This is a genomic window from Natroniella acetigena (assembly GCF_023227745.1).
GTDB lineage: Bacteria > Bacillota > Halanaerobiia > Halobacteroidales > Halobacteroidaceae > Natroniella > Natroniella acetigena.
This window is the reverse complement of the sequence record NZ_JALKBX010000003.1, coordinates 80,687-97,690: the sequence shown is the minus strand read 5'-3', so window position 1 is coordinate 97,690 and position 17,004 is coordinate 80,687. Positions and strand designations below refer to the sequence as shown.

Here is a 17,004-nt window from a genome sequence, read left to right as displayed (position 1 = left end):
AATTTTTTTGCAGTAAAAAAATTTAGTCGAGGAAGGGCTGGTTTTTAGCCCTCTCGAAACTGATTTTGAAGTTTATTAGTTGCAGATTTTAATTTTAAAAGTGAAACTATATATCAATTCAGTTTCACTTTAAATTCGCATATCTATAGCTTACATAAGGAAAGCCAGTTGCTATAAGAGCAACTAGCTTTATTATTTAATGAAACTCCTTAAATTGTTCTGCTGATGCATCACAAACTGGACATTTATCCGGAATGCAGGATACATTTGCTCAATTTCAAAAGGAAATCCCTCCTCATTAATTAACTTAAATCTAAATTTGTCATTATTATTCTTCTATAAAAATATATGATTTATACCTACAAGATACAATATTACCATTAATATTATATTTATTTATACTTGTAAATAAGATATAATATTAATCAAACTCACTTAAGAATTATACATAGTACTCATATATATCTATTGAGTTAACGCACATAACATAGCAATTAAATCAAATTATTAAGGAGCGATAGTAATGAAAAAAACTTTGATTCTAACCTTAATCTTAGTGACTACTTTACTTAATATTGGACTGGCTCAAGCAACTGATAATAATTTCATGATCTCTCGAGGTAGATTGACAGCAGAAAATGATAATGTTTTTAATACATTAATCTTCAATTATCAAGATGATGGTGGGCAGATCTTTTTGCCATCAGAGTTAAAGCTTACTGTAGCAGATTTTAATACTACTGATTTAAGTCAGGACTATAACATTTTAGATTATACAGCTTATACAGAGCTTCCTATTGATCAGCCAGGTCAACATAATCTTGGTCTAGGATTTAAAGCATTGAATTTAAAGGAAACTACTTCAGATTATGCAGCTAAAAAAAGAACTTATGCGATTCCAGTAACTTTTCAAGCAACTCAAGAAATAACTCCAGATATCGAATTTATTGGAGGAATTTCATTCTTCCCATGGGGTAGATATTCTGTTACTAGTAGCAACTCTTTCAACTTTGGAGGTAGCTTTTCTGGTTATGAATTTGACTTAGCACTTAAAGCTAACTTAACAGATACCTTTGCACTCAAAGGTGGATATCAACAGAGTAATTATAATTTTGGAGAAGATCTAGAAGTAGATATTGCCGAACATACAACTAATTTCAATGGTATCTATCTCGGTGGAGAAATTACATTTTAAATAAAAGAGGGCCAATTGGCCCTCTTTTATTTATCTTCAGTTTAATACTTAAGTCCTATGTCACCACCTAATAATAATAAGATTAAAATTAAAAAGACTAAGTACATCATATTATCATCTCTAAGTAAGTCACCCATTATTATACCCCCCTTTCTCTTATTTTCAATTTATACTATGCCCTAAGGGGTTAACTTGTGAATAAAAAAAGCAAAGTAAGAAATTAAATTCCTTACTTTGCTTAAAATTTATTGCTCAGAACGGTATGGGGGACGATATTTCCTTAAAGCCCGCGGTTGATCAAGGACTTCTTTGAAGATTACTCCTCTTAAAATATCATCACGAGTTATCTCTCCATCTAAAACTTGTTTCCTTTTAGGCTTTTTCTTTTGCTCACTTAATTTAACTTTTGAATTATCTCTTCTTTGTTTTTTAAACTCGGCTTCTCTGAGCTGTTTTTTAGCGGTTGGTTTACCACTAAATTCTTCCTCAATTTCGATTTCTATTTGTGGTTCAATCTTAGGCTCTATCTTTTTGGGTTTAGATAGATCCCGTTGTTTATCTTTTTCTATTTCTCTTTTTCTCTCTTCATTAGTTTCTCTATTTGGCTCTTCTTCTATCTCTTTATTAAGTCCATGTAAAATTTTAGCTAACAGATAAATAAAGAAAATTACTCCTGGTAAAGACTCAAATAAACTTCCCATTATATCAGCTCCTATTACTCCTTATCCCTTTTAGAAGACTTTTTACTTTCAGATCTGTCATTAGATTTAGCATCTAATCCAGAAATACTATCTCTCATCTCTGTATCAGCTTTTATATTCTGTAAATTCATATAATCCATAACACCCATATTACCAGAACTTAAGGCTTCTGCCATAGCTTTAGGTACATCAGCTTCTGCTTCTACTACCTTAGCTTGCATCTCTTGGACCTTAGCTTTCATCTCTTGCTCTTGTGCTACCGCCATAGCTCTTTTCTCTTCAGCTTTAGCTTGAGCAATCTCTTTATCTGCTTCTGCTTGGTCAGTCTGTAATTCTGCTCCAATATTCTTACCCACATCGACATCAGCGATATCAATTGATAAGATTTCAAAAGCAGTTCCTGAATCTAATCCCTTTTGTAATACAGTCTTAGAAATGGAATCAGGATTTTCTAAAACTTTAGTATGAGCATCTGCTGAACCAACAGTCGTTACAATTCCTTCACCAACTCTAGCTAAAATAGTCTCCTCCCCAGCACCTCCAACAAGGCGATCAATATTGGCCCTAACTGTTACCCTAGCTGTAGCCATTACTTGGATTCCATCCATTGCTACTGCAGTTACTACTGGAGTTTGAATCACCTTCGGATTAACACTCATTTGAACAGCCTTTAAGACATCTCTACCTGCTAAGTCAATAGCTGCTGCTCGTTCAAAGGTTAGATCAATCTCTGCTCGCTGTGCTGCTATTAAAGCATCAACTACTCGATCTACATTACCCTCTGCTAAGTAATGTGCCTCTAGCTGATCAGTATTCAAATCAAGACCAGCTTTATAGGATTTAATCATTGGAGCAACTATCAATGAAGGTACAACCCTCCGTAATCTCATTCCAATTAAATTAAAGAAACTAATCTTGACTCCAGCAGCAACTGCCGAAATCCATAATCCGATTGGGATAAAATAAAAGAATACCATTAAAAATAAAGCTACCAATATTAAGATCAATAATGAAGCAACTGGCATATTAATCACTCTCCTCCTTAATTGATTTAACAATAATTCTACTCCCTAAAACTTCAATTACTTCTACTTCTGTTCCTGATTCAATAAATTCACCTTGGCTCACCACATCAAGACGCTTTCCTGTAACCTCTATAGTCCCAGCAGGTCTTAATGGAGTCAATACTGTTCCTCTTTGCCCTATTAAATCCTGCTGGTTTTTACTGGTAGCAGTATAACCTTCTTCTCTTTTCTGCAATGAAATTCGCTCCCAAAAATGGCTAGTACCAAAATACTTAACCATCACTACCACTCCAATCGCTGATAATATAACAGCGATTGGTATTACTGTTAAAGCTATTTCAGTAGTAGGAAAGATAAAGAAGAGGCTCGTAAAGATACAGAGCAGTCCTCCAGCACCTGTTATCCCAAAACCTGGAATCACAAACAACTCTAATACCAGTAAAAAGAGTCCTACTATAAATAAGATAATTAAACCCCAACTAGCAATGCCATTAATAATATACCCACTAAAAAGAAGTCCTAAACTAACTAAACCAAGTGTTCCTCCAACACCCCAGCCAGGAGTTATCCCTTCCAAAAAGAGACCTAAAAAAACTAAGGTCAATAAGAAGGTACTGATTGCAGGATTAGTAACTATTCCTGCCAATCGTTCAGCAGGTGTTGGAGTTACTGTGACAATTTTTGCTCCTCCTAAAGTTAACTCCTCTAACAATTGATTATGATCTTTTACCATTAAATCAGCAACTTGATTATCAACTGCTTCACTAGCAGAAAGAGTTAATAACTTTTCTTCCTCTATTACCCCTGGTACCTCCAATCTGGAATCGACCATTGCTTCTGCTAATTCAGGATCTCTTTCTCTTCTTTCAGCTGTAGCCCTAAATTCTTTACGAAGAGCAGAAATATACTTCTCTTCTCGTGGTCTCGTCTCAGCAGCACCCATGCTACTACCAGGTGCCATCGTTAGCTTTTCACCTGCCAGGGCAATTAAAGCTCCAGCAGACCAAGCTCGATTCCCCACGTGAGTAACTGTAGGAAGCTGAGTAACAAAGATCGCATCCTTAATTTTAATTCCAGAATCAACCAAACCACCATAAGTATCGAGTTCGATTATAATAGCCTTGGCCCCTGCTTCTTCTGCCTCATCAATCCCCTTCTGAACTAAATTGACCATACCTGGATCAATATTACCCTGAACAGGTATTCTATAAACTAAATCCGAATTTGCTGTTACTCCTAATAAACTGGGCCAAGTTAGTCCCAACAAGATAATTAACAAAAAAATGAAAGAACAAAAAAACACCTTTTTTTTCATATTTTATCACTACCATTCTTTAATCATAAAATCTTGTGTTTAATACTTTTAATATTAACTACTCATCTTCATCAACTTAATGGATAATTTTCTAATCATCCTACTTTTTATTGATATAATGTGTAACTTTTCATTCGTGAAAGAATGTGTTTTTGTAGGGGCGACTCCCCGTGGTCGCCCGTGATTTAACATGAGCAAGCCTACGAGTCTAAAAATCAAGACTCTTCGTGAAACCCATATAAACCATATCCACAGGGACCTGCCCCTACAAAATTTTTTTACTGCTTCCTGTGGCATAAAAGTGCGACATTATTGTAATAAAGCTTCACTCCAAACATCTATACTGCCATAAATCATCTTAAGTTAACGTGGATGATTAACTACCCACCCTTAAAGTTCTAGGTTTAACCAGAAAAACCTTCATTTATTCTGCTTCCGATTATAATTAATTAATAATTCAACCTGATCTATATCTGTTCCACATTCCAAACAACCTTTATATAGTCTAAAATAACCAACTTTCTTTATTTTTAATAAAATCAGGTCATTTCCTGTCCAACCACATTTGGTACAGATCCATTTTGCCACCTAATTTATCCCCCTCTATAAATTAACTGCTATTTATATTATGATATAAGTTTAATTTTTTATTTATTAATCAATCTGTTAAGTAAATTATGTTACAGGATAAACTACTTTCCTTTTTATTCAAATCTAAAAGATACGCATCAACTTAAAAACTAAATCAAAGTGTAACTAAATTACAATTAAGTCTCAGTTTGAGTTTAAGTCAATGGACTAATTAGGAAATATGTATTAAATTGACACAGATAATGCAATAAAATGTTTATAAAATTTCGCCAATTAGAAACCATAAGATTAATAGGCAAAAAAAGGAGCATTCTTAACTAATGATTAAACTAAATCTTGAAATCCTAATTAAAGAAGATGAGCAACTCAAAGAACTAAAAAAGGTAACTGTTCAAACTGAATCGCCCATCTTACACTTGAATCCAGATAAATTAAAAGAAGAAACAGAAAAGAAAGAGCTCTATGGGATTAGGGCAAAAATAAATTGCAATCGAGCTATTTTACATATTAAAGGGTTCAACTGTGTTACTTTAACTTCTAGTATTAATAATGAACCTAACCTTCCTTATTTAAAAATTACTAACTGTAATGATTCACTTCAATTGACTAATTTACAGATTAAACGACTTGATATCGAAAACTCAAATTTACGAATAATTAAATCATTCATTAATGAGTTAAATTTAGGTATCAGTAATACCTTCACCTCTGCAAGCCAAGAATTAAAGCAGAAACAATTAGAAAATTTAACTACACTAATCAAACATTCACGAATTAAAGAATTTAGAATCTTTATTCCTCAACAGCAGATCGAAATTAAAAAATCTCAACTTGATAGACTGGTCATCGAATATGAAGTAAACAGCTTAAATGAAATCAACATCTTGCAAAATTCAATTATTAATCGTTTTACATTGTCAAGTATTATTAACCAACTTACTATTGATAATGCTACCATCTCTCACCTTGAATTTCGCAAACAATGTCAAATCGAAAATTTTAAAGCTCAAAGATATTCAATCTATAATTCATATAACTGCTTACCCAGTACAATCTCCAATAAATCACTCGATTCTTGGAAATTAGTCATGGATTCTGCAAAAGCTAGAGATAACTCTTCATTACATGCTCTGGCTGGATTTGAATATATGAAAGCTAAACGACGAAAATTAGATACTTTTAGATATAAAATTTTCTATTGGTTGATGGAGCTTATCTGTGGTTATGGATATAAACCTTTCAATACTCTTGTAACAGGAGTTATTATCTGGGCCAACTTCGGTCTGCTCTTTTGGTTCTTAACTATCACTACTGAAACTGGACTTTCTTTACCTCCTATTCAAGCAGAAGGGCCAACCAAAAGCTTATATGTCTTAGGATATTCGCTTTACTTTTCAGCAATCACCTTTACTACAACCGGCTATGGAGATATCTTACCGCTTGGCCCATTAGCTAAATCTTTAGCTAGTATCGAAACAGTCTTAGGAGTTGTCTTACTCTCTATTTTCATCTTTGCGTTAACAGAAAGATTTGGTAGTTTCCGCTAAGAAAAGCTCTGAGCAGTTGCTCAGAGCTTTTCTTGCTTATCTCTCATCAGCGACACAAATCTTATCTTCACCTTCCTCTTTAGCCTGATGTAAGGTCTTATCTGCAACATTAATTAAATCTTCCGCCTGATAACTAAGGAGTAATTAACTCCTACTAAACTTCAAAAATAAAAGCTGAGTCTAATGACCCAGCTTAATATTAATTCATCTCTTCAACCGCTAAGATAATAACCTTTTCTTCCTTTTCTCGTTCAAGATTTAAAGCTTGTTCCATATCCTGTAATTTTCTCTCTTGATGCTCATTTAACTCTGCATATTTCACATCAACATCTGCCATGATTTTTCTCCTCCTCTTTCCTTTAGTATTTAAAACTTCTTTTTTTTTATGTATTAAAAGAGAAGAAATTAAATCAAATATTCATGTGCGTCAACTTAATACATAATTTTCTAATCACATTACTTTTTATCGATATAATGTGTCACTTTTCAAATGAGCTACTAATTTATTTTACCCATAATGGTAAACCGGTCTGTTGATCTAATCCTCTTGTAAATGCTTCTCCTTCATACTCCTCAATAATAAATTCACAAGCAAATACAGTCGTACCCTTCTCTAAATGTCCTCCATACAATTGACCATCTTCATCTCCCAAAGCAATATGAGCATGAATAATTGGTGCTCCATCTTTCAAAGATATATTACCAGTTAAACTGACTATTTCTAATGACTCATCTAATTTTTCAGCTTCATACTCCTGCTTATCTTGATCATAAAAAGAAATAATTGCTTCCTTAACTGCTCCAAGAGCAATTACTTTTCCAGCAGTAATCTCTTTTTCTTTAACAATTTCAGTTAACTTCTCTAATAGATCATCACCTGTTTCTAATTTTCCTTTATAAATAGTTCCTAATTCATATTCTTTTAACATTGACCAAACCTCCTTAAAAATTCTAAAATTCTACTTTATGTTTTTCTTGATCAATAGCACTTAATCCTGCCTTTATTAATCATTAATTGGTACAATTAATGATTAATTTTGCTAATAACTATAGCTGAATTAATTATACATTACTAATATTACTAACCACTTTTAACGCCTGAGAATGAAGAAAAATCTGTAACGGAAGCTGAGGGCCTTTTTCACCATCTACATCAGAAGAAGAAGAACTATACGACTGATCTAAACAATTTATTTCAAAACAACTATCTTTTAAGTAAATAATATTTTCATCTGCTAGATGTTCCCCTTGTAATATCTTTATAAACAAAAGAGCAATTTCATGTAAGGGTTGTGCTTTAACAGCAATCAGATCTAATTGCCCATCAGTAATTGAAGCCTTCTTTCCTATCTTTTTAAACCCACCTGCACTCTTGCCATTTAAAATTAAAAATAGATAAATATCTTCTTCTATAACCTGTTCCTTTGTTTTAATTTCCACTGGAATCGGCTTGAATTTGGGAAGTTGTTCAATCCCCTTCAAATAATAACCCAATTTACCTAAGGTATTTTTAAATTCCAAATCAATCTCATGAGAAACATTAGCCAATAATCCTCCAGCACAGACATTAATAAAGTACCTACCATTTACTTCTCCTAAATCAACTTGCTTGACCTCTCCTTCTAAAATAACATCAAAACAAGTCTCAATATCAGCAGGCATTCCTAAATGAACAGCAAAATCATTTGCTGTTCCAGCTGGAATAATCCCTAAAGGAAGATCGATATCATGCTTCATCATTGCATTAATTACCTCATTAACTGAGCCATCTCCCCCTGCTACCACAAGTAGATCATAATCCTGATTGATTACCTGCTCTACCCCAAGATCTAAATCTCCTTCTTGGGCACTTCTAAAAACACTGACTTCGTAGCCAACCCCTTGAAACTTCTCGATAAATTGATCTAGGTAATAACGAAAATTTCTATTTCCAGCCATCGGATTATAAATTAATTTCACTTTTTTCATCACTTATAAACCACCTCAGCCATTCTTACTCCTCCTTTATATATAGTGCAAATTCTATTCTAGATAATTACTCTACTATATTTCCTGCTACCTTTGCTTTAATCCTGCTTTCTCACCAATTTAATCATTTTCAATATTATCTATCTTTTTAATCTTATTATCCTAGGTAGATTCAGTACAAGTTTAGGTAAGAACTAGACCCTTATCTTTTTAACTTTAACAATTGACTTAGGCTTAACTTCAGTCTTAAACTATCTATATTATATCACAGGGCCAAAATATAATGCTAAGTCAATCTTCTACTTAAATTGAATTTAACTTTTTCACTCAATCTTATTTTTTATTGATATATAGTGGCACTTTGCCACTATATATCAGTGTACAGTTTACAGTTGATATGGTTTCTATGTTTTTCACGAAAGGTCTTGATAAAGACCTGTAGGGACGGTTGACAGTTAAAACCATTAAAAACTTAAATCAAAATCACTATAAACCTGCCAACATAAGGCATTTCAAAGGTCTTAATTTTTTAAGGTTTTGATCTTAACTGTAAACTGTAAACCGTACACTGTCAACTCAATTATGTGTCACTGGAAGTGACACATAATTGTAATAAAGCTTCACTTCAAACATCTATAATACCAGAAATTATCTTAAGTTAACGCGGATAGTATTTAAATAATCTTTTTAGTACTTAAATAAAGATAACCTTAAGGAGGTACCTCCTTAAGGTTATCTTTATTTAAGTTACCAATAGCTAACTCCTAAAACCAACAAAATAAGAATTAAGAATATAACAAATGCCTCATTTCCATACTTATGACTCATTCTTATTCCTCCTTTCTTTTAGTCTATTATATGCAGTTAATGATAAATTTGTTAATTAAAGATTAATTTATAAATAAAACCACCAGATTCAACTGGTGGTAAAAATTAAATCAATATTTATTTGATAAATAAAATTACTTTGTAAAGACACGACACATTCTGTCCCTACTGAAACAAAGGCCAACCACAAAGATTGGCCCTACAAATATTCTTTAATTAAATACTTTTGAACTTCCTGATTCTTGACTCCTATCACACCCCTTTAACACTTATCTCCTTATCCTCATCACAGATTATCTTTTTTGATACACCATCAATTATAGTTTCTAGCTGGACTACTCCTCCCCATAACTCCGTCATATATTTCAAGGTTTCTGTAGCATAGTTCATCTTCAGCTCTTTTCCAACATATTCATGTTCCAAATATAAAATGTTATCTGCTTTAGAAAACTCAACTATCTTAATCATAGGAAATTTATTCATTCCAACCGAACTGGCCAATGTATTTCTAATTTCTCGCCACCCTTCTTCATCAGCTACTTCTGAAATAGAATAATACCTTCTTCTTTCATCATATTTAATTAGATTCATCTCTCTAATCAAATCAAATGTAAGGTATTTTCTAATAAAAGATTCATCTCTCTCTAATTCCCTAACTTCAAAGAGCTTTTCTGGTTGCTCAGGATTTTTTTCTTTGATACTATTAAAGATTTTATAACCCATGTAATATGGATTTAACTTTAATCCTCCCTCATTAGGAGAGATCAACTGATTATGTCGTTTTATAAACTCCAAATGCATCCCTTGAGGCAGATCCAGATGGTTTAAAATTTCATAATGCCAGTAACTTGCCCATCCTTCATTCATAATCTTTGATTCAATTTGCGGGATAAAATAAGCAGTTTCATCAATTACTATTTGTAAAATATCTTTTTCCCAATCCTCTAAATCACTATATTCAATCAAAAAATTTAAAATATCTTCTTCGGGCTTTAATGGAATTTTATCTAAATCAGGTTCTTGTTCTGCCTTTTCATCTGTTAATAATTGAAATTCTTTAGGTTGTGGTTGATATTTTTCTTGGAGTCGTTTAACCTGTTCTTCTCTACTCAATCTCTTTTCATTAATTACCTTCGAAGTTTGAAATTTCAGAGCATGAGCAGTATCTAAAATCCTTTCAACTCTTCGATAACCAATTCCTGGATTGGAGATATATTCTCTAATCCGCTTAGCATGATTTTTAAACATCTCTAATGTATAATCTGCATTAGTTCCTTCTTTAAATAAGCGATTATTTTTAAAAAAATCATTATGTCCATAGACATGAGCCATAGTTAAAATTTGTAATAACAGAGAATTATCTTTCATTAAATACGCTAAACAAGGATTAGAATTAATCACCATTTCATAAGGCAATCCAGTTAAATTATATCTATAAAAGGTCTTGATTCTTTCATAAGCCTTTCCATAACTCCAATGAGGGTAACGAGCAGGCATACCACTATAAGCTTGATAACTGATCATATCTTCAAAAGAACAAATTTCAAATTCCTGCGGATAACAATCTAATCCTATCTGATAAATGATATCTTCTATCTGTTTATTCCAATCAATCAATTCTTTAATACTAAATTCCATCCTTATCCCCTACCCTTCTTAATCACTTTCTAGCATTTCTTTGAAAGAAGGCCAGATATCTTCCTTGGTTGAAATTGTTACTAAAGATAGATTCAGGTTATCAATTTCCTTGGAATAAAGAGCTTTAATTGCACTTCTAGTATAGTTAGGTTTTATTTCTCCATAACCAAATAAATTACATATATCACATAACTTTTGAGCATATTGTAAAGCCTTTTGATTATCTTCACTCCAATTATCCCCATCACTACAATGAAAACAATAAATATTCCAGTGCGCTGGATCATAACGTTCTTCAATTATCTCCAACCCTTTTTGATAACCACTACTGATATAAGTTCCACCTGATTCCCCTTTATGAAAAAAGTCATCCTCCGTTACCTCTTTTGCCTGTGTAGTATGAGCTACAAATACAATTTCAACATTTTGATATTTCATTTGAATAAATTGATATAATAAGAAATAAAAACTACGGGCCAAATACTTTTTCGTTTGACTCATCGAAGCAGAAGTGTCCATAATACAGATTACAACTGCATTAGATTCTTTACGTTCTTCTTCTTTAATTCGATAATAACGAAGATCTTCATTATGAAAAGGAAATCTTTCATCTTCATCAAAATCATCATGAGTTCGAATATATGCCTTCTTTCTTTTAATCCTTTCAATCATAGTTCTTTTTTTAGCTAACCTGGGAGGAATTCCTTTCTTTTTATAACCTGACTTCTTAAAGGTGCTTTCAGTTTCGATCTTAGATAATTTCTTTCTTTCCATATAAGGAAGATCCAAATCTTCAAACAAATAATCTATCAATTCTTCGATAGTAATTTCTGTTTCATAAATATCCTCCCCTTCTTGATTTCCAGCTTGATCTGCACCTCCTTGCCCAGAATCTTGTTGTTTTCGCGGTTTAGAAATTTTATCTCCCCTTTTTTCTTCACCACTTCCACTTGCTACACCTGGCTTATTAGTTCCATGTAAAAAACGATACTCTTTCAAACCCTTAATCGGGATTTTAATTTTTTTATCCTTACTTTTTCCGATAATACTCTCTTCAGCGATAATATCACTGATATTCTTCTTGATACTATCTTCTATTAACTCTCGATGTCGCCTACGATCTTCAGCAGAACGATCTTTACCCGTATTCTTATATTCTCTGAATATGGCCATTTTATCTCTCCTAATCTTTCCAAAGGTTATTAGCAGCATACTTTAAAATCACATTACAACACTGAGCACAATAACCAGTTCTTTTCATCTCTTCTACCATAGCATCATATTTTTCCTTCTGTTCCTCATCCCTTACCTTAGCTTGAGTTATGACCCTAGACAATTCTTTAACAGAAGCAATCAATTTCTTCTCAATTGCCTCTTTCAATGGCTCATAACTGGTATAATCCACCTTAGAATCTTTTCGCATTAAAGCAAACATATATGAAGTTACATCCTGTCTAAACCCTTTAGCTGTAGCACCTGTAATACCGATTTGTTGCTCAATTGACTTCAAAAATTCTTCATCTGCTTCTAATTCCTCACCTGTATTATCATCTTTAATCTTAGTCTTATTAACAAAAGCTTCAGCATGATCTAAATAATTATTAAATAGCTGCTCTGCCTGTTCTTGGTAACCGACAACAAATGCTCTAGTAACCTCTTTCTCAAGAAGCTTATTATACTCCTTTTTAATGCTATCTTGTAAAAATTCTAAATATCGCTCTTTCTTATCTTCACCAATCGATAACTCCTTAACTGATTTGATTAAAGCCTCTAAAACAGATAATGGATTGATACAATTGTGTTCCGACTCTGATAGGCAGCTATCTAAACATTTAGTAACAAAGCGAGGAGAAATCCCTTCCATACCTTCTCCTGGAGCTTCCTCCCTTAATTCCATAATATCAACTCGTTTAGTAGTTCCTTGTTCTACAATCTCTTCTCCATTATAAATTTTCAGCTTAGTTACAGGATCAACCTTATTTGAAGGGACTAATCTGCTTAAAATAGCAAACATAGCTGCTACTTTGATTGTATGAGGAGCAATATGTGCCTCAAATTTACTCTTACTCAAAAGCTTTTTATAAATCTTTTCTTCTTCACTCAGCCGTAAACAATAAGGCATCTCGATTTTAACAATTCTATCAAGAATAGCTTCATTTGTATGATCAGATTTAAATCTATTCCATTCTGCTTCATTCGAATGAGCAATTATTAAACCATCAAAATAGATCATAGCTCCTTTTCCTGGCGAAGGGATAACTTTTTCCTGAGTAGCAGTAATCATCGCATGTAGATACTCAACATCATTTTTAAAGACCTCAATAAACTCTACTAAGCCTCGATTTCCTACATTAAAAGCACCATTTAAAGAAAATGAGCGCGGATCATCTTCTGGATATAGATCCAATTTTGAAATGTCTACAGAGCCAATCAAAACTGAAGTATCCTGATTATTTGGATCAACTGGAGGAACCACTCCGATCCCTTTTCTCGATGTAATTGAAAAGTTTTCAGTTACCACAGGAAACTTTTCATAATCACCATTAAACTCATCTTCTAATCGATAGCGACAATGAGGACAGAGCTCTCCTTCTATTTCTACTCCTAACAACTCTTCAAATTCAGAACGCAGATGTTTAGGAATCAAATGAAGAGGTTCTTCGCGCATTGGACAATCTTCTAAAGTATAGATTGGGGGTAATTCTTCCAAACTTTTCTTTAATAATTCAACTATAGAAGATTTTCCTGAACCTACCGGACCAACAAGGTATAAAACCTGCCTTGATTCCTCCCCTTTCATTGCTGCTGACTTTAAATAACGTACAATCTTCATCAGAACCTTATCTATCCCATAAAACTCTTCAAAGAAGTCATACTTTTTGATTCTATCATGTCCATATATTCTCCGCAGTACTGGATCCTGCTCAGTCTTAATTAAATTAACATCTTTAGAGACAATCATATTATAAATTCTCTCATGAGCTAATTTGGTAATCTCTGGATTTTTAGAAACCACCTCTAAATACTCTAAAAATGTTCCCTCAAACCTTTCTCTTTTCTTTCTCGCTTTACTCTTTTGAATTAAATTCTTAAAATCAGCCGATTCAGTCACTTCCTACTCCCTCCTTAAAATAAATTTAACCTAATCAAATAACTATTTTATCTAATAAAATCAAGTATTCATCTCTTATAAATTATAGAGATAATCTCTTACTATATTATATTAATTCTAAATAATTGAATATTACTCTTTTGTAATATTTTATAAATAATTAAAGTTGATGTATTTGCCACAACTTATAATGCAGCAACCGCTGAATAAAAGGGCTATCGCCCACTTTAAGCAATTAATTATTTTTTTATTAACATATTTTTCATTGATACATACTATATTGTAAAAGCATTTAATTTTGGATTGAAAGGAGGGGAAATATATGGGAGTAGGAGCTAAGCAAGATGATGCATATATATTATTTTTAATCTTAATCTTATTGCTTCTCGGCTTTTACAGCTATAGCTGTAAGTTATAAATAATTTCTAACTTCCTTTAATCTTTCTTTTTCCTAACTATTATTTAAACGGGCCAACCAGCCCGTTCTTTTTTATGAAAAATTTAGCATTAATACATAAGAACTTCTCTATTATGATAAAATAATACATATCACAACCTAAGTATCCTCAGCTAAAAGGAAATCTTCTAAACTTGGTAATCTAATTGTTTTATAGCTCTTGATTATTGATTCTTTTACAAAACTAAAAAAATGGTGATAAATTATGCAACTGGCTAATTTATTTTTAATTTATACTATCTCTATTATTTCACCGACCTATCTATTAACAGATCTAGTAAAAAACCATAAAAAAATAAAAAAGAACAAAAAATTAAAACAAAAAGTTATCAAACGAATTAGTAATATTTATTTATCATTAACTTGGCTATTTTTCGGCCTTTTACTCTTGTGGCCTTACTGGTCAAGCCGATTCCCTCTTTTAAGTAGAATAGCTTTTTTTCTGATTGGTTATTATGCAGTTTCTCGAGTGCTTGAAATTTTCATCGTCTTTTTACTGGATTGCAATCATAAAATGAAAAATAAACCTCAAATAAAAGAAGGGTTAAGTTATTTCGATCGCTACAACCTTGCCCTAAAAGCTTACCTCGAATTAATCTTAAATTATGGATTAATCTTTTATGCCTTAAATACTAGTTACGCCCAATCCCTTGTTGCTGCTGGTCAAAACCTATTCAAACCTACATTTAGCAATATCTTTGAAGCAGTCTATTTCAGTGCTAATACAATTACTATAGTAGGATATGGTGATATCTTCCCTAATCATTTTCTATCACAATTATTCTCTATATTCCAAGTCTTAACAGGAGTATTTATATTAATTATCACTTTCACCGTTTATGTAACTTTAAACTTTACTAGTGAGCAAGACTTAAACCAACAAAAAGAAAAAAATCAAGAGATAAGACAGACCACTCATACCATACTACAAGTATTAATTATAATTTTAGTAATTATAATCGGAATAATAAAGATAAACACTTGGCTAAAATAACTAGAGAAAATATATTAAGTTAACGTGTATGTTTTAAAGGTGTAGCTCAGAGCCGCTCTCCTCCCTAAACTACACCTTCTATTAAATAATGATCACTTATTTAACTTATCAACATAGCATGATTAGAACTCTTAATTATCATTAAAAGTTCTAGCTACAGGTACACATATTACTTGCCCAGTTCTCAAATCTTCTGGTCTTATTCTTGGATTAAGCCTTCTCAATTCTCTTGCTGTAGTACCAAACCTTCTTGCTATTGAAAAAAATGTGTCTCCTCTGCGAACAACATATTCTCTAGTTCCTCGTGGACAACGTCTTCTAGGGGGTCTCCTTCTAGGAGGTCTTCTTCTAGGTGGACGCCGTCTCCGTGGTCTCCTCCTTGGCGGTCTTCTTCTACGTGGATTATCTCTTTCTCCTAACCAGTTATCGTCCCAATCATTGTCCCAATCATCATTCCAGTCATCATTCCAGTCATCATTCCAATCATCCCACCAGTCGTCATAGGTTCCAGGTTCAAAGCTTTGCTCATCATATTGGCCCATAATCTCCCTCCTCTCTTCTTTTACCATATTATATTCAGGAATGAAGATTATGTTAATTTTTTTCGAGCTATTTTCTTTTTACAAAACTAGCCAAGGTTCAAATTCTGAATAAAATCACTAATATACTCCCAAAACTCTTTACTACGATGTAGATTATTATGTCCTCTATTAACTATTACCTTAAATTCCTTCCCTCCTGACCATTTATCATAGAGTGCCTTTGAATAATCAACAGGTACTATTCGATCATCTTCAGCAGCTAAAATCAACACTGGAACTTCCAAATCAGGTGCTTTAGATATAGAATCAAACTCATGTTTTAAAATTAACTCCATCGGTAAAAAAGGAAAGATATCCTGGGCCAAATTTTCGATACTATCGTAAGGAGAGACTAAAATCACTCCTCTTACATCTCTATTGGCAGCTAGATGGACAGCAACACCTGTCCCCAAACTTCTACCCATAGTAAGGACTTTTTCACTATCTATACTCTCCAAAGTAGTGAAGTGATCATATAGATAAAGAGCATCACTAAATAATTTATCCTCTTCTGGCTCCCCTTCACTTAAACCATACCCCCGATAATTAACCACTAATAAAGAATAGCCTTCAAATTTCTCCTCTTTTTCAATTACCCCAGAAACCTCTTCAGCATTACCACCAAAATAAATTATTAATGGAGCTTTATTCTGCTCTGCTGCTTTAACTAACCAACCATGCAATCTGACACCATCAGCCATCTCTAGTTCAACTTCCTCTGCCTGAGGATATTCAGCTTCAATCTCCTGTAAACGCTCTTCCGTAAGAGAAGACTTTCTAAATAACAAATGATCTTGAAATAGATAAAAAGCAGCTAATAATATTCCATAAATCACTAAAACTATAACTAAGACATCTTTGAAACTTCTAGCTTTCAACCATTTATTCTTCATAGCCAATCCCTTCCCGATTGTTAAAATATAAAAATAAACCATCCTTATTATTATTAACTAAAAAATTAAGATTATTAGTAAAATCGCTCAGGCCAACACTTTATATCAGTGTACAGTTTACAATTTACAGTTGACAGTTAAAAACCAGGTAATAGAGAG

The 17,004-nt window shown here is 32.7% G+C and carries 15 protein-coding genes; 3 read left to right on the top strand and 12 right to left on the bottom strand.

Annotation, left to right across the window (positions count from 1 at the left end; genetic code table 11):
- The first annotated feature begins 523 nt into the window (after nucleotides 1-523).
- A complete protein-coding gene (locus tag MWH25_RS01670; protein ID WP_248625131.1) occupies nucleotides 524-1,195 on the top strand; it encodes a hypothetical protein in 672 nt (223 codons plus the stop codon).
- A 245-nt stretch (nucleotides 1,196-1,440) separates the two neighbouring features.
- Here the strand turns inward: MWH25_RS01670 and MWH25_RS01665 are convergent, their stop codons facing one another.
- From MWH25_RS01665 to MWH25_RS01650, 4 genes are all read right to left on the bottom strand, one after another.
- Nucleotides 1,441-1,896: a hypothetical protein gene (locus MWH25_RS01665; protein WP_248625129.1), complete on the bottom strand. Its 456-nt coding sequence runs from the start codon at nucleotides 1,894-1,896 to the stop codon at nucleotides 1,441-1,443.
- A 14-nt stretch (nucleotides 1,897-1,910) separates the two neighbouring features.
- Entirely contained in the window at nucleotides 1,911-2,921 is a 1,011-nt protein-coding gene (floA, locus tag MWH25_RS01660; RefSeq protein WP_248625127.1) for a flotillin-like protein FloA, read from the bottom strand.
- Between the two features lies 1 nt (nucleotide 2,922).
- Nucleotides 2,923-4,236 carry an NfeD family protein gene (locus MWH25_RS01655; protein WP_248625124.1) on the bottom strand — a complete coding sequence of 438 codons (1,314 nt, stop codon included), beginning with the start codon at nucleotides 4,234-4,236 and terminating at the stop codon, nucleotides 2,923-2,925.
- A gap of 420 nt (nucleotides 4,237-4,656) precedes the next feature.
- Nucleotides 4,657-4,824 carry a hypothetical protein gene (locus MWH25_RS01650; protein WP_248625122.1) on the bottom strand — a complete coding sequence of 56 codons (168 nt, stop codon included), beginning with the start codon at nucleotides 4,822-4,824 and terminating at the stop codon, nucleotides 4,657-4,659.
- 323 nt (nucleotides 4,825-5,147) lie between these two features.
- Here MWH25_RS01650 and MWH25_RS01645 point away from each other — a divergent pair, with 323 nt between their 5' ends.
- A complete protein-coding gene (locus MWH25_RS01645) occupies nucleotides 5,148-6,374 on the top strand; it encodes a potassium channel family protein (RefSeq protein ID WP_248625120.1) in 1,227 nt (408 codons plus the stop codon).
- 199 nt (nucleotides 6,375-6,573) lie between these two features.
- On the opposite strand, the gene MWH25_RS01640 is transcribed toward MWH25_RS01645, so the two are convergent.
- The 6 genes from MWH25_RS01640 to MWH25_RS13000 form a co-directional block, all read right to left on the bottom strand.
- Nucleotides 6,574-6,711, bottom strand: coding sequence for a hypothetical protein (locus tag MWH25_RS01640; protein WP_248625118.1), 138 nt, complete (start codon nucleotides 6,709-6,711; stop codon nucleotides 6,574-6,576).
- 166 nt (nucleotides 6,712-6,877) lie between these two features.
- Nucleotides 6,878-7,303 (bottom strand): PPC domain-containing DNA-binding protein, encoded by a 426-nt coding sequence (locus MWH25_RS01635; RefSeq protein ID WP_248625116.1) that lies wholly within the window; start codon nucleotides 7,301-7,303, stop codon nucleotides 6,878-6,880.
- Nucleotides 7,304-7,436: 133 nt separating this feature from the next.
- The gene (locus MWH25_RS01630) at nucleotides 7,437-8,342 is read right to left on the bottom strand and encodes a YegS/Rv2252/BmrU family lipid kinase (protein ID WP_248625133.1); all 906 of its coding nucleotides are present in this window, start codon (nucleotides 8,340-8,342) and stop codon (nucleotides 7,437-7,439) included.
- Nucleotides 8,343-9,422: 1,080 nt separating this feature from the next.
- Nucleotides 9,423-10,808: a SpoVR family protein gene (locus MWH25_RS01625; protein ID WP_248625114.1), complete on the bottom strand. Its 1,386-nt coding sequence runs from the start codon at nucleotides 10,806-10,808 to the stop codon at nucleotides 9,423-9,425.
- Between the two features lie 18 nt (nucleotides 10,809-10,826).
- Nucleotides 10,827-11,981 carry a sporulation protein YhbH gene (gene yhbH, locus MWH25_RS01620; RefSeq protein ID WP_248625112.1) on the bottom strand — a complete coding sequence of 385 codons (1,155 nt, stop codon included), beginning with the start codon at nucleotides 11,979-11,981 and terminating at the stop codon, nucleotides 10,827-10,829.
- Nucleotides 11,982-11,991: 10 nt separating this feature from the next.
- A complete protein-coding gene (locus MWH25_RS13000; RefSeq protein ID WP_248625110.1) occupies nucleotides 11,992-13,920 on the bottom strand; it encodes a PrkA family serine protein kinase in 1,929 nt (642 codons plus the stop codon).
- Between the two features lie 662 nt (nucleotides 13,921-14,582).
- Between MWH25_RS13000 and MWH25_RS01610 the strand changes: the two genes are divergently transcribed.
- On the top strand, nucleotides 14,583-15,371 hold the full coding sequence (locus tag MWH25_RS01610; RefSeq protein WP_248625108.1) for a potassium channel family protein: 789 nt from the start codon (nucleotides 14,583-14,585) through the stop codon (nucleotides 15,369-15,371).
- Between the two features lie 131 nt (nucleotides 15,372-15,502).
- On the opposite strand, the gene MWH25_RS01605 is transcribed toward MWH25_RS01610, so the two are convergent.
- Both MWH25_RS01605 and MWH25_RS01600 read right to left on the bottom strand, forming a co-directional pair.
- The gene (locus MWH25_RS01605; protein ID WP_248625106.1) at nucleotides 15,503-15,913 is read right to left on the bottom strand and encodes a LysM peptidoglycan-binding domain-containing protein; all 411 of its coding nucleotides are present in this window, start codon (nucleotides 15,911-15,913) and stop codon (nucleotides 15,503-15,505) included.
- Nucleotides 15,914-15,999: 86 nt separating this feature from the next.
- Nucleotides 16,000-16,845: an alpha/beta hydrolase gene (locus MWH25_RS01600; RefSeq protein ID WP_248625104.1), complete on the bottom strand. Its 846-nt coding sequence runs from the start codon at nucleotides 16,843-16,845 to the stop codon at nucleotides 16,000-16,002.
- Between the last annotated feature and the right edge of the window lie 159 nt (nucleotides 16,846-17,004).

Bases quoted from the DNA above. Each gene is read 5' to 3' on its own strand.
- MWH25_RS01670 (WP_248625131.1), top strand. From the start codon at position 524: ATGAAAAAAACTTTGATTCTAACCTTAATCTTAGTGACTACTTTACTT.
- MWH25_RS01665 (WP_248625129.1), bottom strand. From the start codon at position 1,896: ATGGGAAGTTTATTTGAGTCTTTACCAGGAGTAATTTTCTTTATTTAT.
- floA (WP_248625127.1), bottom strand. From the start codon at position 2,921: ATGCCAGTTGCTTCATTATTGATCTTAATATTGGTAGCTTTATTTTTA.
- MWH25_RS01655 (WP_248625124.1), bottom strand. From the start codon at position 4,236: ATGAAAAAAAAGGTGTTTTTTTGTTCTTTCATTTTTTTGTTAATTATC.
- MWH25_RS01645 (WP_248625120.1), top strand. From the start codon at position 5,148: ATGATTAAACTAAATCTTGAAATCCTAATTAAAGAAGATGAGCAACTC.
- MWH25_RS01640 (WP_248625118.1), bottom strand. From the start codon at position 6,711: ATGGCAGATGTTGATGTGAAATATGCAGAGTTAAATGAGCATCAAGAG.
- MWH25_RS01635 (WP_248625116.1), bottom strand. From the start codon at position 7,303: ATGTTAAAAGAATATGAATTAGGAACTATTTATAAAGGAAAATTAGAA.
- MWH25_RS01630 (WP_248625133.1), bottom strand. From the start codon at position 8,342: ATGAAAAAAGTGAAATTAATTTATAATCCGATGGCTGGAAATAGAAAT.
- MWH25_RS01625 (WP_248625114.1), bottom strand. From the start codon at position 10,808: ATGGAATTTAGTATTAAAGAATTGATTGATTGGAATAAACAGATAGAA.
- yhbH (WP_248625112.1), bottom strand. From the start codon at position 11,981: ATGGCCATATTCAGAGAATATAAGAATACGGGTAAAGATCGTTCTGCT.
- MWH25_RS01610 (WP_248625108.1), top strand. From the start codon at position 14,583: ATGCAACTGGCTAATTTATTTTTAATTTATACTATCTCTATTATTTCA.
- MWH25_RS01605 (WP_248625106.1), bottom strand. From the start codon at position 15,913: ATGGGCCAATATGATGAGCAAAGCTTTGAACCTGGAACCTATGACGAC.
- MWH25_RS01600 (WP_248625104.1), bottom strand. From the start codon at position 16,845: ATGAAGAATAAATGGTTGAAAGCTAGAAGTTTCAAAGATGTCTTAGTT.